Raw genomic sequence first — 18,586 nt, 5'->3', positions numbered from 1 at the left:
AAAGACGGGCGCCTCAAAGACGGTAGCCTAGAGGGGTGACTACAGCCGAGGGTGATAACGCCACGTCCAGAAGTTCCGACGTCTGGAACCTGCCCAACATCCTCACGATGCTCCGCATCGTCCTGGTTCCGTTCTTTGTGTGGTTCCTTCTCGCCGACAACGGCGAGTACGGCATCTGGCGCTGGGCCGCTGTGGTTGCCTTCGCTGTGGCGATTTACACGGATAAGCTCGACGGCGACATCGCCCGCGCGCGGGGGCTCATCACCAACTTCGGCAAGATCGCCGACCCCATTGCCGACAAACTGCTCATCGGTTCCGCGCTGGTGCTTCTGTCCATCCTGGGGGAGCTGCCTTGGTGGGTCACAATCCTCATCCTGGTACGCGAGTGGGGCATTACCGCCCTGCGTTTCGTTGTTATCCGCTATGGCGTCATGCCGGCCTCCCGCGGTGGAAAACTGAAGACAGTGGTCCAAACCGTGGCAATCTTCCTGTACCTACTGCCGCTGAAGGCGGTTGCCCCCTGGATGGGCGATATCGCCTTCTGGGTCATGATGGTGGCCCTTGCCATTACGCTGTGGACCGGCGTCGAATATGTCGTTCAGGCGCTCAAGCTCCGAGCAGCGGGCCGTCGCGCATGACGGCCGGTGCCGCGGTAACGGCGACGGCGGCTGTCGCGGCCGCGATCGGGAAGAACCTCACGGTGGCCACGGCTGAGTCACTGACAGCAGGGATGGTGGCCGCAACACTGGCCAACACCCCGGGTGCATCCGGAATGCTGCAGGGTGGCGTCATCGCGTATCAGAACTCGGTCAAAGCGGGCGTCCTAGGCGTTTCGGCGGAACTTCTTGCCGCTGTCGGCTCCGTGGACGGCGCCGTTGCCGAAGCCATGGCTGATGGCGCGCGGCGAGCGTGCGGTGCCGACGTCGGAATCTCCACCACCGGTGTGGCCGGACCAGAGCCGCACGATGGCAAAACGGTGGGAACCGTCTTTATTGGCGTCGCCAGCGACGCGGGCGTGGCCTCGTTCCAATACCTCTTTTCGGGTGATCGGCAATCCATCCGTGAACAAGCCTGCGAGGCGGCCTTGGAGCGGCTGATTGTGGCGGTCAGTGACGTTGGTTACCGTTCGTAAAGTAGTCGGGAACAAAAACTGATTGCCAATAGTTGTGTCATTGTGTCGCTTCGGAAGAGCCGGGGCGCCTAGGATGTAGAAACCAACCCGGTCCGCCAGCCAGCGAACCGGATGAACGAGGGAGCAAGGCGATACAGATGGTAAAGCAGCCCGTATCCGTGAACGGCGTTGTCCGCTGGAAGGATGTGGGCTTGGCTGATCAGACACAGAGCGAACAGAAGGAGCGCAAAATGGTCGTACTACGCCACGAGATCGGTGATGTACTGCGCGATGTCCGCCAGCGTCAGGGCCGTACCCTCCGCGAGGTTTCGCACAGCGCCCGCGTCTCACTTGGTTACTTGAGTGAAGTTGAACGCGGCCAGAAGGAGGCTTCTTCCGAGCTCCTGTCCTCTATCTGCACAGCCCTGGATGTTCCGTTGTCCCACATGCTTCGCGAAGTCAGCGACCGCGTGGCCGTCGCAGAAGGTGTCGCAGTCCCGGACACCGTTCCGCAGGAATTCTCCCAGCGCTACGGTCGGGATCTTGACCTTACGGACGACTTCCCGCAGGGAATGCTCTCCGGAGCGCGGTAACCGTTCGCCGGATTGATGTGAAGGGAGGTCCCCAGCCTGAGGCTGGGGACCTCCCTTTGTTTAACGCTTCGACTGGTGGTTGCCTGGTGGTGGCCGCAGGCGCCGCTCAAAGGCCCGCGGGTTTGTCCTGAACATCAGCTCCGGGGTCCTTCACATTGAGCACGCCGTCGCCATAGATGGCGTTGAGCCGGCCCATGTAATCGGCCAGCGTCTGGACGTCCTCCAACGGCCATTCACCGAGGCGTTCGCGGAACACCTGCCTGCGGGCGTCCTGAACCAGATGCATCTTTTCCTCGCCCTTGTCCGTCAGCCGGATGGACTGGGCCCTGCCGTCCTGGGGATCGGCTTCCTTGTAGACAAGGCCGATACTCTCGAGGAACGCGATCTGGCGGCTCACGGACGGCTTGCCGACGCCAATGCAGGTGGCCAGATCCGTGAGGCGGATGGGCCCTTCCCTGCGGATCACGGTGAGAAGCCCGTAGGCGGCCGGTTCCATGTCAGGATGCACCTGGCGGGACAACTGGTGCGAGATCGAGCGCGCGCGGCGCCAGAGCAGGCTCAGCTGGTGTTCCACCTGCTGGAGGGCGTCATCAACGGCGTCGCCTGACACGGCCGGATCCGGCGTGCTCTGGAGAGGATTGCTCATGGCAACCATTCTAGAGTCCGGTGCCATGAGAGACTTCATCCGTGAGGGCAAGTGACTTTTGGCGATTGATGGACGACGAGTTTGGAGCGGGCTACTCCCGAGTCCTGGCCACTTCCCTGGTACTTGCCGGTGTTGGTGGGCGGACGGCCGTGGAAGCTTTGGCCGCTGGATATCATCCGCGTGAGGTTTGGCTGGCGGTGTGCGAGGTCCAGGATGTTCCTCCAGAACGCAGGCTCGGCCGTGACATCAAGCCTGCGTCAAGCTGAAGCCTGTCGCGGCTACTGCTGCCGCGGGCGGTGACACGCCGCGCCGTTGTTCGAATATCTGTTCGGATGGGGATATGCTCCTGTGAGAGGAAAATTGATCCCGGAGACGCATTCCAGAGCAACCGGTTATCCACATAGTCGGAACCGGCTTCTAAAAATGTCAGGGCAAGGTAATAGCGTCTGACATGACAGGAAAGCGGCCTTTCGGGCCACTCCACAGCGAGAAAGCATCAGAGGTGTGAACCATGGCGGCAACCCCGGATCGTGAGAAGGCGCTTGAAGCAGCGCTTGCCCAGATCGACAAGCAGTTCGGCAAAGGCTCCATCATGCGCTTGGGTGACGACACCCGCGCACCCATCGAGGTCATTCCAACCGGCTCCATTGCATTGGATGTCGCCCTTGGCATTGGCGGCCTGCCCCGTGGCCGCGTCGTGGAAATCTATGGTCCGGAATCATCAGGTAAGACCACCGTTGCGCTGCACGCCGTAGCCAACGCACAGCGCGCTGGCGGCATTGCGGCCTTCATTGATGCTGAGCACGCCCTGGACCCGGACTACGCCGCCAAGCTCGGCGTGGACACCGATGCCCTCCTCGTCTCCCAGCCGGATACCGGCGAGCAGGCCCTGGAAATCATGGACATGCTGGTGGGCTCCGGCTCCTTGGACATCGTCGTCATTGACTCCGTGGCCGCCTTGGTACCCCGCGCTGAAATCGAAGGCGAAATGGGCGACTCCCACGTTGGTCTGCAGGCCCGACTCATGAGCCAGGCCCTGCGTAAAATCACTGGCCGCCTGAGTCAGACCAAGACCACCGCAATTTTCATCAACCAGTTGCGTGAAAAGATCGGTGTGTTCTTCGGATCCCCGGAAACCACCACCGGTGGTAAGGCCTTGAAGTTCTACGCCTCAGTACGCATTGACGTTCGCCGTATCCAGACCTTGAAGGAGGGTGCCGACTCCGTCGGTAACCGGACCAAGGCAAAGATCGTCAAGAACAAGATGGCCCCGCCCTTCAAGATCGCCGAATTCGACATCATCTACGGTCAGGGCATCTCCCGTGAGGGCGGCATCATCGACATGGGCGTTGAGCACGGCATCATCAAGAAGTCGGGCTCGTGGTTCACGTACGACGGCGATCAGCTCGGCCAGGGCATGGAGAACTCGCGGAGGTTCCTGCGGGATAATCCTGAGCTCGCCCAGGAACTGGAGCGTCTGATCAAGGAGAAGCTTGGCGTGGGCGTCATCAAGCCGGAGGAAGACTCTCCGAAGCTGAAGGCCGTTGACGGCTAGGAGAGGGCCGGACCCCGACTCCTCCGTCGCCTCTGATCCCGAGCCGGACCCCGAGTCCGTGGCGCGCGCCATCGTCCTCAGGCAGCTGACGATGGCGCCGCGGAGTCGGTTGCAGTTGGCCCGCAAGCTTGCCGAACGCAATGTTCCCGAGGACGTGGCGGAAGCTGTCCTCGACCGGTTCGAAGAAGTTCAGCTGATCGACGACGCCGAGTTTGCCAGGATGTGGGTCCGCAGCCGCTCGCAAAGCAAAAAACTGGCCAAGGGTGCGCTTCGTCGCGAACTGACAGATAAAGGCATTGGCCTGGACGCAGCGGAGGAAGCCCTGTCCCAGCTCAGCGACCAAGACGAAGAAGTGGCTGCGCGGGAACTCGTCCAGCGCAAGCTACGGCCAGGCGTGGACTTGTCAGATCGTGCCGAACGGGACAAGTACACGCGGAGGTTGGCCTCGATGCTCGCACGGAAGGGCTACGCCCCCTCCATGGCCTTCAGGATCGTCGGTGAGGTGCTGGCAGAAGCCGGTACCCTTGAGTAGTGAGTTTGACCATTCCTTCCCCAGCAGCTGCCACCACCCCTTCGGCTGAGCCCAGGACCTACCAGGTCCGGACGTTTGGCTGCCAGATGAACGTCCATGACTCGGAACGCATGGCGGGACTCCTGGAGGATGCGGGCTACGTTCCCGCTGAAGGTGAGCTTGCCGACGTCGTGGTTTTCAACACGTGTGCGGTGCGGGAGAACGCGGACAACAAGCTCTACGGAAATCTCGGCCAGTTGCGGCAGGTCAAAGAGGCCAACCCCGGAATGCAGATTGCCGTAGGTGGTTGCCTTGCGCAGAAGGACCGCGAAACCATAGTGAAGAAGGCGCCGTGGGTTGATGCCGTATTCGGTACTCACAACGTCGGTGCCCTTCCTGCCCTCCTCAAACGCGCCCGACACAACAACGAGGCACAACTCGAAATCCTCGAGTCCTTGGACGTCTTTCCCTCAACGTTGCCTACCAAGCGGGACTCGGTCTACTCGGGGTGGGTCTCCATCTCCGTGGGCTGCAACAACACCTGCACCTTCTGCATCGTGCCCTCACTCCGCGGCAAGGAGAAGGACCGCCGGCCCGGTGAAATCCTTGCCGAAATCCAGGCATTGGTGGATGACGGGGCTGTGGAAGTCACCTTGCTCGGCCAAAACGTGAATTCTTATGGCGTTGAATTCGGGGATCGTTTGGCATTCTCCAAGTTGCTGCGGGCCTGCGGCGAGATCGAAGGACTCGAGCGCGTTCGGTTCACCAGCCCCCACCCGGCGGCCTTCACTGACGACGTTATCGACGCCATGGCCGAGACTCCCAACGTCATGCCTCAGTTGCACATGCCGCTCCAGTCAGGCTCGGACAAGGTCCTCAAGGACATGCGCCGCTCCTATCGCTCCAGCAAGTTCCTTGGGATCCTGGATAAGGTTCGGGAACGGATTCCCAACGCTGCCATCACCACGGACATCATCGTCGGGTTCCCGGGGGAGACCGAGGAAGACTTCCAGGCGACCCTGGACGTAGTTGAGAAGTCCCGTTTCGCGTCGGCCTTCACCTTTCAGTATTCCAAGCGACCAGGGACGCCCGCGGCCGAGCTGCCGGAGCAGCTCCCCAAAACCGTTGTCCAGGAGCGCTATGAGCGGCTTACTGCACTGCAGGACCGCATTGCGGCCGAAGAGAACGCCCGGCAGCTGGGGCGCCAGGTCGAAATTCTGGTGACTGCCCAGTCAGGGCGAAAGGCGGGCGAAACCCACCGGTTGTCCGGACGTTCGACCGACCAGAGACTGGTGCACTTCTCTGTGCCGGCCGGTGCTGAGACTCCTCGCCCCGGTGATTTCGTCACCGTGACCATCACTGAGGCCGCGGCCTTCCACCTTGTCGCGGATCCTGCCACCGCGGGGGATTACACCCTTCGCCGTTCCAGGGCCGGCGATGCTTGGGACCGTGCGCAGGCTGAATCCTGCGGTGTGCCCGCGACGGGATCGCCGTCAGGCAAGACCGGGGTGTCGTTGGGCATGCCGTCCTTGCCGATCCGGCGAGCCTAGCTGCGGACCCGCGGATCACATGTCGCACTCCCCACAGGAAAGGCCCTTGCCTGTCATTGCGGTGGTAGGCCCCACCGGTTCCGGCAAGTCGGATTTGGGCGTCAGCCTGGCCTTGGCGCTGGACGGCGAAGTCATCAACGCCGACGCCTTGCAGTTCTACCGAGGCATGGACATTGGCACAGCCAAGATCAACGTGGAGGAGCGCAAAGGTGTTCCGCACCACCTCTTGGACACCATGGACGTCACACAGGAAGCCAGCGTCGCCGACTTCCAAGAGGAATGCCGCGCTGCCATCATGGACATTCACTCGCGGGGAAAACGCGCCATCCTGGTGGGAGGGTCCGGCCTGTATGTGCGGGCGGCCCTGGATGTCCTGGAGTTCCCGGGCACCGATCCTGCGCTTCGGAAGCGCCTCGAAGGCGAGTGTGAAGCCCATGGCCTGGCACCGCTGCGGGCGCGTCTTGAGGAAGTGGACCCTGTCTCGGCCGCTCGCCTCGGGGATGCCAGGCGGGTGATCCGTGCCTTGGAAGTGCACGGACTGACCGGACGGCCCTTCAGTTCGTTCATGCCGCAGCGTGAGTATTTCCAACCTTCGGTTCAGATCGGCCTGTCGGTGGATCGCGAGGAGCTGAGGGAACGACTGGCCGTCCGCGTGCACCGGATGGTCGACGCCGGCCTTCAGCAGGAGGTGGAGCGGCTTGACGCCTTGGGGCTTCGGCATGGGAAAACGGCCTCACGTGCCTTGGGTTACTCCCAGTTCTTGAAGGTTCTGGACGGCCACATGGAAGTGGAGGCGGCAGTTGAAGAGACCATTGTGGCCACCAGGCAGTTCGCCCGGCGCCAACTCACGTGGTTCCGCGGAGATCCCCGCATCACGTGGCTGGACTGGCAGGATTCCGAGCTGTTGGCCAAGGCCGTCGCCAGTGCCAACGGTACTCAAAGCTCAGGGTAATTTCGGGCCGAACCCGCGTGGAAGGTAGCCTTGATTCCATGGATGAAACCGTCGAAGTTCCCGTGCCGCAGCCCACAGCTGCCGGTGCCCCCGCCCCCACTGCCAGCCTTGCCGGATTGGCTTTTTCCAAGGGCCACGGAACGGGTAACGACTTCGTCCTCATTGCTGATCCAGGCGACGCGCACGAGATCACACCGGACCAGGTGGCGCATTTGTGCGACCGCCATATTGGCATTGGGGGCGATGGACTCATCCGTGCCGTTCCCTCACGGTTTCTTCCTGAAGGCCGCACCCTGCTGGAACAGGATCCTGCAGCGGAGTGGTTCATGGATTACCGCAACGGAGACGGTTCCCTCTCCGAAATGTGTGGCAACGGCGTCCGCGTCTTCGTCCATTTCCTCATCGAGGAAGGTTTGGTTGATCTTGGACCCGGCCAAACCCTGACCATCGGAACACGTGGCGGCGTCAAGAAGGTTGTCCGTACGGTCAACGGCTATGCCGTAGACATGGGCCCCTGGGAGTTCATCTTCCCCAACGAAGCAACCAGCAAGGCGATGGATGCCTTGGTCAGCGCCGACGGACTGGAAGTAGCACGGCCGGGCCTGTCCGTGAGCATGGGCAACCCGCACACGGTCGTGGCCCTTGCCGAACTCGGCGAGCTTGCGGCCACGGAACTGTTCAAAGCTCCCTTGGTTGACCCGAAGCCCGTCAACGGTACGAATGTCGAATTCGTGGTTCCCGCCGAACCGTTGGTGGAAGAAGGCGTAGGAACCATCACCATGAGGGTTCACGAGCGAGGTGTGGGGGAGACCCAGTCTTGCGGCACGGGCGCCTGCGCGGCAGCCGTCGCCATCCGCCACTGGGCGGGCGCAACGGCACCGAACGATTGGCACGTCAAGGTTCCGGGCGGCGTCGTGGGCGTTAAGTTCTTTCCGGGTGCAGGTGGCCGCGAGCACGTTGAGCTCAGCGGCCCGGCCGTGATTGTGGCTACTGGGATGCTTTCCTGACCCGAAGGATCCTGAAGGACTTGGACGTGCTCTCGCGTGAGACTGTGAAGGATGCGTCCAGTTCGGTGGCCAGCCATCGTTGCAGCGAGTCGGCGCCCAGGTTCTTCTGAACCACCAGCCAGGCGTTCCCGCCGGGTGCGAGGCGGGGCAGCCACGTGAGCAGCAGAGAGTGGAGTTCGGCCTTGCCGATGCGGATGGGCGGGTTGGACCAGATGGTGTCGAATTCGACGCCGGGATCTACTTCGTGCGGAAGGCTGGCGGTGACGTTGCCCAAACCCACAGCTGCCGCATTCTCGTTGGTGAGGGTGACGCACCGCTCGTTGACGTCAACGGCGTACACCTGGGCGTTAGGGGCCGAAAGGCCCAGCGTGAGGGCGATCGGCCCCCAACCGCATCCGATGTCCAGCAAATTTCCTTGAGGAGAAGGCGGGGGGACCTCGGCAAAAAGTACTGCCGTCCCCTTGTCCACACCCTCGGGGCTGAAGATGCCTGAAGAGGTCTGCAAGTGGCGTGTGGCTCCAGCAAGCTCCACTGTGAGGGGCTTTCGGGTGAACGGTCCGGCGGGTTGAGCGGTGAAATAGTGTGCAGACTCCATAATTTGCCAGATTAGTTGGCTAACGGCGCCTTGGGAAACTGCCCCTGCCAAGCGGGTGTTTGACACCTGATGCTATTGTGGAACGCATGTTCTTGATCTTCGAGTAATCAGCCGACATACGGCACCGCCCGCGACGCAGGCCCTCACCTGGCACAGCCCAGCCACAGGCCTTTCCGCCCGGCAGGTCCACCCGGCTCAGTTCGGCTCCCTATAGTGCGGAGACGGATGCTCTGAAGATCCCGCCCACCCCTGTATTCGCAGTGGACCGCCAGCTATTGCGCGGCCGAATCATGGACAGTGCGCCCTCCAGTTTGCCGGGAACCTCCTCGCGGATCCAACCACGCTCGATCACCAACAGCCACAGCCCCATTGAGGGCTGGCTGTACAGCACACAGGAGGCCCCTTTGGCCCAAGCCCGTCAGCCCAGCGCGAATAGCGCCCCATTGGGCAGCAAACAGCACTATTCTGGAATTGCCGAACAGTCTAAGGAGACCATGACCACCCAGAAGCACTCCGGATCCGATTCCGACGCCCAGGACATGAGTCCTGAACAAATCCAGGCCGTCATCGACCGGATTCTTTCCAAGGATGTACCAGCGCAGGCATCCGACGACAACGACGCCAGCGGCGTGTTCGGTAAGGCGCAGGCGATTTCCACGCTGGACCAGGAACACAGCATCTACGACGGTGACCAGGAAGACCTGGCCGAACGTCGTGCACTGCGTCGTACCGCGGGACTGTCCACGGAACTTGAAGATGTCACCGAAGTTGAGTACCGGCAGCTGCGGCTCGAGCGCGTCGTCCTGGCAGGCCTCTGGACCGAAGGCACCCTGGCCGATGCCGAAAACTCGCTCCGTGAGCTGGCCGCTTTGGCAGAGACCGCCGGTTCCGAAGTTCTGGACGGCTTGGTTCAACGCCGCATGAAGCCGGACCCGGGGACGTTCCTGGGGTCAGGCAAGGCCCAGGAACTTAAGGACATCGTTGCCGCCACCGGTGCCGACACCGTGGTGGTGGACACTGAACTCGCGCCATCGCAGCGACGCGGCCTTGAAGACATCGTGAAGGTCAAGGTCGTTGACCGCACCACGCTGATCCTGGACATCTTCGCCCAGCACGCGAAGAGCCGTGAAGGCAAGGCCCAGGTTGAGCTCGCACAGCTCGAATACCTGCTCCCGCGCCTCCGCGGTTGGGGTGACTCCATGTCCCGTCAGGCCGGTGGCCAGGTGGGCGGAGCCGGTGCAGGCATGGGCTCGCGCGGTCCGGGTGAAACCAAGATCGAACTTGATCGCCGGCGTATCCGTACCCGCATGGCCAAGCTGCGTCGTGAAATCGCCGCGATGAAGCCGGCGCGCGAAACCAAGCGGGCCAACCGTCGTCGTAATGCCGTTCCGTCTGTTGCCATTGCCGGGTACACGAACGCCGGCAAGTCGTCACTGTTGAACCGCCTTACGGACGCGGGTGTCCTGGTGGAGAATGCCCTGTTCGCAACCTTGGACCCCACGGTTCGGAAAGCGCAAACCCCTGACGGCATTGGCTACACCCTGGCAGATACCGTCGGGTTCGTTCGCTCCCTGCCAACCCAACTGATTGAGGCCTTCCGGTCAACGTTGGAGGAAGTGGCAGATGCTGATTTGATCCTCCACGTCGTGGATGCTTCGCACCCCGACCCGGAGGGACAGATCGCTGCGGTGCGGGCCGTCTTCACCGAAGTGGATGCGCGGAAGGTTCCCGAGATCATCGTCCTCAATAAGGTTGATGTGGCGGACCCGTTTGTAGTGGAACGCCTCAAGCAGAAGGAACCGCGCCACGCTGTGGTTTCCACACGCACTGGCCAGGGCATTGCTGAACTCTTGGAAGACATCAGCCAGTCCATTCCCCGGCCCGGCGTGCGCCTGGAGCTGTTGATTCCCTACGAACGTGGCGACATGATCAACAAGCTGCACAGCTCCGACTCGGAGATCCTCAGCCTTGATCACGAGGAAAACGGAACGCGCGTGGTTGTCATGGTCCGCGAAGGACTGGCAGCCGAACTGGAGTCATTCGTCAGCAATGGTTGAGAAGGTGGCGGCGGACGCCGTCGAGTCGGTGGGGGAGAAGGCCACCCTCGAGTTGTTGGATCGGGCTGTTGCCGGCATGGGCGGTCAAAGCCGTGCCGGCCAGCACGAAATGGCCAAGCACGTCACCCGGGCGATTGAGACCGGAGAGCATTTGCTGGTCCAGGCAGGGACGGGAACAGGTAAGTCCTTGGCGTACCTGATTCCGTTAATTGCGCACTCCATGGACAGCGATAAACCCACACTGGTGTCCACCGCCACTTTGGCACTCCAGACCCAAATTGTTGGCCGGGACCTTCCCCGGTTGCTGGAGACCATCAACCCTGCCCTTGAACGGCCCGTCAACGTGGCACTCGTCAAGGGCAGGGCGAACTACGTGTGCCTGCAGAAACTCGAGGGAGGGTTCCCCAGCGAGGAACCCTCCGAAGGGCAGCTGTTCTCCCTGGGCGAAGACACCAGCGTGCCGCATTTCGCTGCGTCCATGGGCGGTCCGCAATCGCAGCTGGGTAAGGAAGTGGTCCGGCTCCGCGAATGGGCCGAGAAAACCGCGACCGGAGATAGGGACGAACTCATGCCCGGCGTCACTGACAGGGCCTGGCGGCAGGTTTCAGTGACGTCCATGGAGTGCTTGGGTGCCCAGAAGTGCCCCGTAGCTGAAGAGTGCTTCAGTGAGCTGGCTCGTTCCCGCGCCGCGGAGGCCGATGTGGTGGTCACCAACCACGCCATGTTGGCCGTCAGCGCCTTCGAGGGCCTGGCTGTGCTGCCTGAGTACGACGTGGTGGTGGTGGACGAGGCGCATGAGCTCCAAGACCGTGTGACGGGCGCCGTTTCGGGCCAGTTGTCGGTGGCCATGGTCCACGCCGCGGCATCGAGTGCGCGCAAGCACACCGCCATCACGGTGGATGCGCTCAATGCTGCGGCCGACCGGTTGGATATGGCCATAGCCGGCGTGTCCAATGGGCTGTTGCCCAGCGGGCTCAGTGACGAGCAGCTCGATTGCCTGGACCAGCTGCGGGACGCCACGCGCGCGGCGCTGTCCGATTCGAAGACGGACTCTTCAAACGCGGTGGACGGCGGCAGGCAGCTTGCGCGTTCACGGCTCATGCTCATTCTTGAACTGTGCGAGCGTATGCTCGCGGCCAAGGAGAACCGGGAAGTAGTGTGGTTCTCGCGGAACAGCACCTTCGACCCCCAACAGGGTTATTCGCAACCTGACGAGACCGCACCTGCCCTCATCAACATCGCTCCGCTCAGCGTCGCGGGACGGCTCCGGGAGGGTCTCTTTGCCGGCCACACCGTGGTGCTTACCTCAGCTACGCTGGCCATCGGCTCGGCCTTCGAACCGGCCGCCGGCGGCCTCGGCCTGATCGGCGACGGGGCACCAAGCTGGACCGGCATCGATGTTGGATCGCCGTTCGACTATCCCAAGCAGGGCGTGTTGTACGTAGCGAAGCATCTGCCTAAACCTGGCCGGGGTACTTCACCCGAAGCGCTCGATGAGTTGGAAGACCTCATCCGCGCGTCCGGCGGCGGAGCACTGTGTCTCTTCTCCTCTCGGCGGGCTGCCGAGGAAGCTGCGGATGCCATGCGGCTGCGCCTGGACGTGGACATCCTCTGCCAAGGCGAATCCACCATGGCGGCCTTGGTGAAGCAATTCGCGGACGAGCCGGATACCTGCCTCTTCGGAACCATGTCCCTGTGGCAGGGCGTCGACGTGCCGGGCGGTTCCTGCCGGCTCGTGGTGATCGACCGCATTCCTTTTCCTCGTCCGGATGACCCCCTGATGACCGCCCGTTCACGGGCCGTCGCACAGTCAGGCGGGAACGGTTTCATGGCGGTTTCGGCAACACATGCCGCGATCCGGCTGGCGCAGGGCGCTGGACGCCTCATCCGTTCCACCGGTGACAAAGGTGTCGTGGCTGTGCTCGACTCACGGCTCTCGACAGAACGCTATGGCGGTTTCCTGCGGGCCGCGCTGCCACCGTTCTGGGCCACGACCGACCGAGCGGTGGTGCGTGGGGTCCTGGAGCGTCTGGGGTCGGCCAAAGCCCCCTAGAGGGAACGCAGGACCGAGACGACCTTGCCCATGATGGTGGCTTGATCGCCAAGGATGGGTTCGTATTGGGTGTTTTGCGGGAGCAACCACGTGTGCCCGTCCCGCTGGCGGAAGGTCTTTACGGTGGCCTCGTCGTCCAGGAGTGCCGCCACGATGTCGCCGTTGATGGCGTCGTTTTGCCGCCGGACAACCACCCAGTCCCCGTCGCAAATGGCGGCATCAATCATGGAGTCGCCGGCAACCTTCAGCATGAACAGTTCGCCATGTCCCACGAGCTGCCGAGGCAGCGGGAGTACGTCTTCCACTGTCTGGTCCGCCAGGATTGGACCGCCCGCTGCGATGCGGCCTACCAGGGGAACCATGGCGGTATCGCTGGCGCTGGCCAGTTCCGTCACGGCGAGGCCTCCTGCGCTGCGAAGCGTCGTAGGCGCTTCAACTCCAGGGATGGGCCCGCCGTCGAGGGTCAACGGCATGAGGACTTCCATGGCCCGGGGACGCTTGGGATCGCGGCGGAGGTAGCCCAGTTTTTCCAATTGGGAGAGCTGGTGGGTGACGCTCGACAAACTGGCGAGGCCCACGGTGTCGCCGATTTCGCGCATGCTGGGGGGATAGCCGTTGTCGTTCACTGACCGCTGGATGGTCTCCAGGATCTTCTTCTGCCGGACAGTCAGGCTCTTGGGACTCTTCTGAGGCTGTTGGCTCCGCAGGGGTGCCCCGCCGCCTGTGGCTTTCGCTGCCATGTTCGCCAATGCCTTTCCATTCCGCCCCGAAGAGTCTCCGGGATGCAGGGCCTGAAAAATGTCAGACCCTCCTGTTCCACTGAAACAGTGCTGTTTCTTCACTCAAACGTAGGGCAGCCACAGGCGTTTATCAAACATTTGTTCTAGCGAGTCTCGACACCGTTCGTTGATAAGTGCTAAAAATGTCATAGCAAGGTTCGAATATGTGTTCTATAAACCTGATGCTGATGCGGGATGTTCGAAGAAAGTGTTCGAACATCGGGGTCGGTGGAGGGGGACGCAAAGAATTGGCAGTCGAACGCCGGGCACTCCGGCGTGAGGCAATAGCTCAGAAGGGCTCAGCTCATGTCCGCAATCACTACGTTCGCTGATTTCCGCACCACTCAGGCTCCCTCGCGCCTGCGGCTCACCCGTCGGGGTCGGATGGTCTTCTTCGGCATTCCCGCGATGCTGCTGGTGGCTGCGCTGCTAAGCCTCGCCGGATTCATCACTTCGCCCGCCAAGGCCTCCGACTCGCAGGCTCAGCTGCACCCGCCGGTGGCGGTTACCGTCACTGTGCAACCTGGCCAATCCCTGTGGGGTATCGCCGGTGCAGCCGCTCCGGAGCGCGATCCGCGCGATGTCATCGCGGAAATCATCCAGTTGAACGACCTCCGCGGTGGACGTATCCAGCCCGGCCAGCAGCTGTTTGTCCCAGCCAACTGAGTCGCTCCACCAGCAGGGAAAACGATGCTCCGGCGTCACAGTTAGTCGGCAGTCCCGGCGGCCCCTTAAACTGACGTGGTGAGTGACCAGCTTGAGCGACTTGACCGACTTCCCCTCCGGACCAACCTGCGTGGACTGAGCCCCTACGGCGCACCGCAGCTTGATGTCCCTATTTTGCTCAACGTCAACGAGAACACCCATGGTGTCCCTGCGGATGTCCAGGCCGCCATCACTGAAGCCGTCGCTGCTGCGGCCACGGGACTGAACCGCTACCCGGACCGCGAGTTCACGGAACTTCGCCAGTCGCTGGCCGAGTACCTTGGTCACGGACTCTCCCCGGACAATATCTGGGCCGCCAACGGATCAAACGAGGTCCTGCAGCAGATCCTCCAAGCATTTGGTGGTCCGGGGCGCAAGGCCCTTGGCTTCCCGCCTACGTATTCCATGTACCCGTTGCTCGCCAGCGGCACGGACACCGAGTATGTCCGTGGCGTCCGTGCCGACGACTATGGGTTGGACGCGGAGTCGGCCGCTGCCCAAGTCCGGGAAACCGGTGCCAACATCGTCTTCCTGTGCTCGCCCAACAATCCCACGGGGACAGGGCTGGGCTTGGACGTGGTGGAGGCCGTCTACGAGGCCGGCGAAGCGAGCCAGGCAATGGTGATTGTGGACGAGGCCTATCACGAGTTCGCGCACGACAATACGCCGAGTGCCCTGACCCTGCTGCCTGGCCGCGAGCGGCTGATCGTCTCACGCACCATGAGCAAGGCATTCGCCCTGGCTGGTGCGCGGCTGGGCTATATGGCTGCAGCGCCCGAGGTTACGGATGCCATCAGGCTGGTACGCCTGCCGTACCACCTGTCCGCCGTCACGCAGGCCACTGCCCTCGCAGCACTCAATCACCGCGAAGCCCTGATGGCCGACGTCGAGGACATCAAGGTGCAGCGCGACCGCATCGTGACGGAACTCCTCCGCATGGGGCTGAAGCCAGCGGCGTCGGACTCCAACTATGTCTTCTTCGGCGGACTCACCAACCCGCACGCCATCTGGCAGGGTTTGTTGGATGCCGGAGTGCTGATTCGTGACGTTGGCATCCCGGGACACCTGCGGGTCACTGCCGGAACCGAGCCGGAAACCACTACCTTCCTGGAGGCGTTGGAAGCCCTGCTGGACGGACCGGCCTCCCAGCCCGCCTAAACTTGTCTATAGACCCAACCCACCCCTCCGTGTATAAGGACGTCCCAATGAGCGAAACCGGCGCCAAGCCGTCCGCTGCCCGCACTGCGCGCATGGAGCGCACCACCAGCGAATCTTCAGTCCTGGTGGAGATCAACCTGGACGGCTCCGGTATCTCGGACATCAGCACCTCGGTTCCGTTCTACGACCACATGCTGACCGCGCTGTGCAAGCACTCCCTGATTGATATGACCGTCAAGGCCACCGGGGACACGCACATCGACGCACACCACACCGTTGAGGATGTGGCTATCACCTTCGGAGAAGTGTTGCGCACCGCATTGGGCAACAAGGCCGGCATTCGGCGCTTCGGCGAAGCGACGGTGCCCCTGGACGAAGCCCTGGCCCACGCGGTAGTGGATGTTTCCGGCCGCCCGTACCTGGTTCACGGCGGCGAGCCCGCCGGACAGGAGTACCACCTGATCGGTGGCCACTTCACCGGTTCGTTGACCCGGCACGTTTTCGAGGCCATCACCTTGCACGCCGGTATTTGCCTGCACATGAACGTTCTCGCCGGTAGGGACCCGCACCACATTGTCGAAGCCCAGTTCAAGGCATTCGCACGGGCACTTCGCGCAGCAGTGGAGTCCGACCCCCGGGTCGAGGGAATCCCCTCCACCAAGGGAGCGCTATGAGCGGCCAGGTCCTGAAAGACGGGGCAGTCATTGACGCCAAGGCTTCGGTCAAGCCTGAGTCGCCGGAGGGCAAGCCCACCGTGACAGTGCTGGATTATGGATCCGGCAACGTTCGGTCCGCAGTCCGCGCGCTCGAGCGTGCCGGGGCCCACGTGGTACTCAGTTCCAAACCTGAAGACGTACTGAACGCCGACGGCCTGGTGGTTCCCGGGGTCGGTGCCTTCGAGACCGTCATGAAGGAACTGAAGTCCGTTGATGGCATTCGCATGATCGGACGCCGGGTTGCCGGTGGCCGTCCAGTGCTTGCCATCTGCGTAGGCCTGCAGGTCCTCTTCGAAGCCGGCGTGGAGCACGGAACGGAATCCGAAGGCATGGCCGAGTGGCCGGGCAAGGTGGAGCTGCTTCCTGCCCCCGTTGTTCCGCACATGGGGTGGAACACCGTGGACGTTCCCGAGGGCTCCAGGCTTTTCGCCGGTGTCGAGCAGGAACGCTTCTACTTTGTGCACTCATATGGCGTGCAGGAGTGGAACTTCGACGTCGTGCAGCCTCGCATGGCTCCGCCCCTGGTGACGTGGTCCGAGCACGGCGCACGCTTCATTGCCGCCGTCGAGAACGGCCCTCTCTGCGCCACGCAATTCCACCCGGAGAAGTCAGGCGACGCAGGAGCTCGACTCCTGCGCAACTGGGTTGACGGCCTGCGAAAGCCGGCTCCGGAAGCGTCCGCAAGCGGGGCTGCCTAAATGTGGTCCGTCGTCCTCATGGGACTTGCCGGCCTCCTGGTGGGCGGGGGTATTTCCTTCCACCAGCAGAAGAAGCCCAGATGGGTCTCGATTTCCTTCTACGTGCTGGCCGGGATGTCCCTGCTGGCCGCCTACCTCCTGACGCTGCCCGGTAGCTGACCCGGTCACCGCAAAAGCCCGCGTCGCCTCTCAACTCCAAGGACACTCATGACCACCTCTGCCCAGTCCGTTCTGGAACTCCTGCCCGCCGTCGACATCGTTGATGGCCAGGCGGTCCGTCTCCTGCAGGGAGAAGCCGGCTCGGAAACCAGCTACGGAACACCACTCGAAGCAGCCTTGAACTGGCAGAATGCCGGTGCGGAGTGGGTTCACATGGTGGACCTCGACGCCGCCTTCGGTCGTGGCAACAATGCAGACCTCATCAGCGATGTGGTGTCACAGCTGAACGTCAAGGTTGAGCTGTCCGGTGGATTGCGGGATGACGAGTCCCTGGAACGTGCCTTGGAACTGGGTGTCGCTAGGGTCAACCTTGGCACCGCAGCCCTTGAGAACCCGGAATGGACCCGACGCGCCATCGACCGCTTCGGTGACAAGATCGCCGTCGGCCTTGATGTCCGCGGCACGACACTGGCTGGACGCGGTTGGACCAAGGAAGGTGGCGACCTCTGGGAGGTTCTGGCCCGGTTGGAGGATGCCGGCTGTGCGCGCTACGTGGTCACCGATGTCACCAAGGATGGAACTCTGCAGGGACCTAATGTCGAACTTCTGCGCCAGATGGTGGAGAAGACGGGCAAGCCTGTTGTGGCCTCCGGTGGTATCTCCAGCTTGGAAGACCTCCGTGTGCTGCGTGAACTCGTACCGCTGGGCGTCGAGGGCGCGATCGTGGGTAAGGCTCTGTACGCCGGCGCCTTCACGTTGCCCGAAGCCCTGGACGTCGCCGGTCGCCGCTGATGCCCCACGATGCAGGACACGGGCACGGGGATCACGGCCATGGCAGGCGTGAGCTTCCCGGCCACATAGCCGCCGCATTGGCGGGTGCCGGGGGAGCGACTGACTCCGCGGGACAGCCTTGGGCGGGCAGAAGCCTCAGCGGAGACGATGCCAAGATCCACAACTTCGAGGATGACGACGGCCTGGCAGATCCCGGCTACGTGGCAGCCATCGAGGCGCTGATCGGCGGAACCGGCAGTGAGTCCGACGTCGTTGCCTCCCTGGCGACGGTACGGGTCTTCGTTCCGGTTGTTGCCCAACTTGCTGAAGAAGCGACAGGCGTCGACGGCCTGCACGCGGACAAGCAAGCTGATATGGCATTGGTCACACTCAAAGCGCCTGATGGACGCACCGCCATGCCCGTGTTCACCTCGGCGGCCGCCCTTGAGGCGTGGCATTCCGAAGCCCGGCCTGTGGCTGTCTATGCAGCCCGCGCCGCTCTTTCGGCAGTCTCGGAGGGCGCACAGTTGTTGGTGCTGGACCCTGGCTCGGACTTCACGTTTGTGGTGCGGCGTCCCGCCATGTGGGCCCTGGCGCAGCAGAAGGACTGGACGCCGTCCTACCTTGATGATCAACTGGAGGCTGCTCTCGCTTCCACGGTTTCGGCCTTTCGGACGGTTCGCCGACTTGAGACACAACCTGGCGGCGGCGTTGCGTCCCTGACGGCCGACGGGCGTCAGGTATCCGGCGGCGGCGCTGGGCCCGAACTGCGCGTAGTGCTCTTCCTGGAGGATGGCCTCGACGCCGTAGCCGTGCAGGCGCTCGTTGCCCAACTGAACGAGGCGTGGGCACGGATGGATTCCTTTGCCGAAGGCGTTGATTCCATTGAAGTAAAACTGCAGCGTGCAGCACAGGAGCCCGCGCCGCATTAATGGCAGTGCCGGTTCCCCGGGGCTGCCCTGGGGAACAA

The 18,586-nt window shown here is 62.8% G+C and carries 21 protein-coding genes; 18 read left to right on the top strand and 3 right to left on the bottom strand.

Features of this window, described 5'->3' with window-relative positions; translation table 11 throughout:
- Window positions 1-35 precede the first annotated feature (35 nt).
- The 3 genes from pgsA (at window position 36) to FQP90_RS16645 (ending at window position 1,704) form a co-directional block, all read left to right on the top strand.
- On the top strand, window positions 36-638 hold the full coding sequence (gene pgsA / locus FQP90_RS16655; protein ID WP_144652189.1) for a CDP-diacylglycerol--glycerol-3-phosphate 3-phosphatidyltransferase: 603 nt from the start codon (window positions 36-38) through the stop codon (window positions 636-638).
- Window positions 635-1,132: a CinA family protein gene (locus tag FQP90_RS16650; protein ID WP_144652188.1), complete on the top strand. Its 498-nt coding sequence runs from the start codon at window positions 635-637 to the stop codon at window positions 1,130-1,132. The genes pgsA and FQP90_RS16650 overlap by 4 nt, the downstream gene beginning before the upstream one ends.
- Window positions 1,133-1,269: 137 nt before the next feature.
- Window positions 1,270-1,704 (top strand): helix-turn-helix domain-containing protein, encoded by a 435-nt coding sequence (locus FQP90_RS16645; RefSeq protein WP_024820363.1) that lies wholly within the window; start codon window positions 1,270-1,272, stop codon window positions 1,702-1,704.
- Window positions 1,705-1,810: 106 nt separating this feature from the next.
- Here the strand turns inward: FQP90_RS16645 and FQP90_RS16640 are convergent, their stop codons facing one another.
- Window positions 1,811-2,350, bottom strand: coding sequence for a MarR family winged helix-turn-helix transcriptional regulator (locus tag FQP90_RS16640; RefSeq protein WP_144652187.1), 540 nt, complete (start codon window positions 2,348-2,350; stop codon window positions 1,811-1,813).
- Window positions 2,351-2,391: 41 nt separating this feature from the next.
- On the opposite strand from FQP90_RS16640, the gene FQP90_RS16635 reads away from it, so the two are divergent.
- From FQP90_RS16635 to dapF, 6 genes are all read left to right on the top strand, one after another.
- Window positions 2,392-2,616, top strand: coding sequence for a DUF3046 domain-containing protein (locus tag FQP90_RS16635; protein WP_144652186.1), 225 nt, complete (start codon window positions 2,392-2,394; stop codon window positions 2,614-2,616).
- A gap of 245 nt (window positions 2,617-2,861) precedes the next feature.
- The gene (gene recA / locus FQP90_RS16630) at window positions 2,862-3,905 is read left to right on the top strand and encodes a recombinase RecA (protein ID WP_144652185.1); all 1,044 of its coding nucleotides are present in this window, start codon (window positions 2,862-2,864) and stop codon (window positions 3,903-3,905) included.
- Window positions 3,895-4,437 carry a regulatory protein RecX gene (locus tag FQP90_RS16625; protein WP_144652184.1) on the top strand — a complete coding sequence of 181 codons (543 nt, stop codon included), beginning with the start codon at window positions 3,895-3,897 and terminating at the stop codon, window positions 4,435-4,437. The genes recA and FQP90_RS16625 overlap by 11 nt, the downstream gene beginning before the upstream one ends.
- Window positions 4,437-5,966, top strand: coding sequence for a tRNA (N6-isopentenyl adenosine(37)-C2)-methylthiotransferase MiaB (gene miaB / locus FQP90_RS16620; RefSeq protein ID WP_144652183.1), 1,530 nt, complete (start codon window positions 4,437-4,439; stop codon window positions 5,964-5,966). Before FQP90_RS16625 ends, miaB begins: the two co-directional genes overlap by 1 nt.
- A 19-nt stretch (window positions 5,967-5,985) precedes the next feature.
- On the top strand, window positions 5,986-6,918 hold the full coding sequence (miaA, locus tag FQP90_RS16615) for a tRNA (adenosine(37)-N6)-dimethylallyltransferase MiaA (protein ID WP_144652182.1): 933 nt from the start codon (window positions 5,986-5,988) through the stop codon (window positions 6,916-6,918).
- A 38-nt stretch (window positions 6,919-6,956) separates the two neighbouring features.
- Window positions 6,957-7,925, top strand: a complete 969-nt coding sequence (gene dapF / locus FQP90_RS16610) for a diaminopimelate epimerase (RefSeq protein ID WP_144652181.1) — start codon at window positions 6,957-6,959, stop codon at window positions 7,923-7,925.
- On the opposite strand, the gene FQP90_RS16605 is transcribed toward dapF, so the two are convergent.
- Window positions 7,906-8,520 (bottom strand): class I SAM-dependent methyltransferase, encoded by a 615-nt coding sequence (locus tag FQP90_RS16605; protein WP_144652180.1) that lies wholly within the window; start codon window positions 8,518-8,520, stop codon window positions 7,906-7,908. The two genes, dapF and FQP90_RS16605, sit on opposite strands and share 20 nt — an antisense overlap.
- Before the next feature lie 494 nt (window positions 8,521-9,014).
- On the opposite strand from FQP90_RS16605, the gene hflX reads away from it, so the two are divergent.
- Both hflX and FQP90_RS16595 read left to right on the top strand, forming a co-directional pair.
- The gene (hflX, locus tag FQP90_RS16600; RefSeq protein WP_144652179.1) at window positions 9,015-10,577 is read left to right on the top strand and encodes a GTPase HflX; all 1,563 of its coding nucleotides are present in this window, start codon (window positions 9,015-9,017) and stop codon (window positions 10,575-10,577) included.
- Entirely contained in the window at window positions 10,570-12,630 is a 2,061-nt protein-coding gene (locus FQP90_RS16595; protein ID WP_144652178.1) for an ATP-dependent DNA helicase, read from the top strand. Before hflX ends, FQP90_RS16595 begins: the two co-directional genes overlap by 8 nt.
- Here FQP90_RS16595 and lexA read toward each other — a convergent pair.
- Window positions 12,627-13,370 (bottom strand): transcriptional repressor LexA, encoded by a 744-nt coding sequence (gene lexA, locus FQP90_RS16590; protein WP_090822501.1) that lies wholly within the window; start codon window positions 13,368-13,370, stop codon window positions 12,627-12,629. The two genes, FQP90_RS16595 and lexA, sit on opposite strands and share 4 nt — an antisense overlap.
- Window positions 13,371-13,715: 345 nt before the next feature.
- Between lexA and FQP90_RS16585 the strand changes: the two genes are divergently transcribed.
- From FQP90_RS16585 to FQP90_RS16560, 7 genes are all read left to right on the top strand, one after another.
- Complete coding sequence (locus FQP90_RS16585; RefSeq protein WP_144652177.1) at window positions 13,716-14,075, top strand: LysM peptidoglycan-binding domain-containing protein; 360 nt, start codon at window positions 13,716-13,718, stop codon at window positions 14,073-14,075.
- A 78-nt stretch (window positions 14,076-14,153) separates the two neighbouring features.
- Window positions 14,154-15,272: a histidinol-phosphate transaminase gene (locus tag FQP90_RS16580; RefSeq protein WP_144652176.1), complete on the top strand. Its 1,119-nt coding sequence runs from the start codon at window positions 14,154-14,156 to the stop codon at window positions 15,270-15,272.
- Between the two features lie 47 nt (window positions 15,273-15,319).
- The gene (hisB, locus tag FQP90_RS16575; protein ID WP_144652175.1) at window positions 15,320-15,946 is read left to right on the top strand and encodes an imidazoleglycerol-phosphate dehydratase HisB; all 627 of its coding nucleotides are present in this window, start codon (window positions 15,320-15,322) and stop codon (window positions 15,944-15,946) included.
- The gene (hisH, locus tag FQP90_RS16570) at window positions 15,943-16,686 is read left to right on the top strand and encodes an imidazole glycerol phosphate synthase subunit HisH (protein ID WP_144652174.1); all 744 of its coding nucleotides are present in this window, start codon (window positions 15,943-15,945) and stop codon (window positions 16,684-16,686) included. The genes hisB and hisH overlap by 4 nt, the downstream gene beginning before the upstream one ends.
- On the top strand, window positions 16,687-16,845 hold the full coding sequence (locus tag FQP90_RS23360; protein ID WP_167510508.1) for a hypothetical protein: 159 nt from the start codon (window positions 16,687-16,689) through the stop codon (window positions 16,843-16,845). It abuts the gene before it with no gap.
- 48 nt (window positions 16,846-16,893) lie between these two features.
- Window positions 16,894-17,637 carry a bifunctional 1-(5-phosphoribosyl)-5-((5-phosphoribosylamino)methylideneamino)imidazole-4-carboxamide isomerase/phosphoribosylanthranilate isomerase PriA gene (gene priA / locus FQP90_RS16565; protein ID WP_144652173.1) on the top strand — a complete coding sequence of 248 codons (744 nt, stop codon included), beginning with the start codon at window positions 16,894-16,896 and terminating at the stop codon, window positions 17,635-17,637.
- Window positions 17,637-18,548: an SseB family protein gene (locus FQP90_RS16560; protein ID WP_144652172.1), complete on the top strand. Its 912-nt coding sequence runs from the start codon at window positions 17,637-17,639 to the stop codon at window positions 18,546-18,548. The genes priA and FQP90_RS16560 overlap by 1 nt, the downstream gene beginning before the upstream one ends.
- Window positions 18,549-18,586 lie beyond the last annotated feature (38 nt).

The sequence above is a fragment of the Paenarthrobacter nitroguajacolicus genome (genome assembly GCF_007786235.1).
In the GTDB taxonomy this organism is placed as follows: domain Bacteria; phylum Actinomycetota; class Actinomycetes; order Actinomycetales; family Micrococcaceae; genus Arthrobacter; species Arthrobacter nitroguajacolicus_A.
This window is presented reverse-complemented; position numbering and strand designations above follow the sequence as displayed.

What these genes read in the sequence shown, in the direction of transcription:
- FQP90_RS16650 (WP_144652188.1), top strand. Translation starts at nt 635, where the DNA reads ATGACGGCCGGTGCCGCGGTAACGGCGACGGCGGCTGTCGCGGCCGCG.
- FQP90_RS16645 (WP_024820363.1), top strand. Translation starts at nt 1,270, where the DNA reads ATGGTAAAGCAGCCCGTATCCGTGAACGGCGTTGTCCGCTGGAAGGAT.
- FQP90_RS16640 (WP_144652187.1), bottom strand. Translation starts at nt 2,350, where the DNA reads ATGAGCAATCCTCTCCAGAGCACGCCGGATCCGGCCGTGTCAGGCGAC.
- recA (WP_144652185.1), top strand. Translation starts at nt 2,862, where the DNA reads ATGGCGGCAACCCCGGATCGTGAGAAGGCGCTTGAAGCAGCGCTTGCC.
- miaA (WP_144652182.1), top strand. Translation starts at nt 5,986, where the DNA reads ATGTCGCACTCCCCACAGGAAAGGCCCTTGCCTGTCATTGCGGTGGTA.
- dapF (WP_144652181.1), top strand. Translation starts at nt 6,957, where the DNA reads ATGGATGAAACCGTCGAAGTTCCCGTGCCGCAGCCCACAGCTGCCGGT.
- FQP90_RS16605 (WP_144652180.1), bottom strand. Translation starts at nt 8,520, where the DNA reads ATGGAGTCTGCACACTATTTCACCGCTCAACCCGCCGGACCGTTCACC.
- hflX (WP_144652179.1), top strand. Translation starts at nt 9,015, where the DNA reads ATGACCACCCAGAAGCACTCCGGATCCGATTCCGACGCCCAGGACATG.
- FQP90_RS16595 (WP_144652178.1), top strand. Translation starts at nt 10,570, where the DNA reads ATGGTTGAGAAGGTGGCGGCGGACGCCGTCGAGTCGGTGGGGGAGAAG.
- lexA (WP_090822501.1), bottom strand. Translation starts at nt 13,370, where the DNA reads ATGGCAGCGAAAGCCACAGGCGGCGGGGCACCCCTGCGGAGCCAACAG.
- FQP90_RS16585 (WP_144652177.1), top strand. Translation starts at nt 13,716, where the DNA reads ATGTCCGCAATCACTACGTTCGCTGATTTCCGCACCACTCAGGCTCCC.
- hisB (WP_144652175.1), top strand. Translation starts at nt 15,320, where the DNA reads ATGAGCGAAACCGGCGCCAAGCCGTCCGCTGCCCGCACTGCGCGCATG.
- hisH (WP_144652174.1), top strand. Translation starts at nt 15,943, where the DNA reads ATGAGCGGCCAGGTCCTGAAAGACGGGGCAGTCATTGACGCCAAGGCT.
- FQP90_RS23360 (WP_167510508.1), top strand. Translation starts at nt 16,687, where the DNA reads ATGTGGTCCGTCGTCCTCATGGGACTTGCCGGCCTCCTGGTGGGCGGG.
- priA (WP_144652173.1), top strand. Translation starts at nt 16,894, where the DNA reads ATGACCACCTCTGCCCAGTCCGTTCTGGAACTCCTGCCCGCCGTCGAC.
- FQP90_RS16560 (WP_144652172.1), top strand. Translation starts at nt 17,637, where the DNA reads ATGCCCCACGATGCAGGACACGGGCACGGGGATCACGGCCATGGCAGG.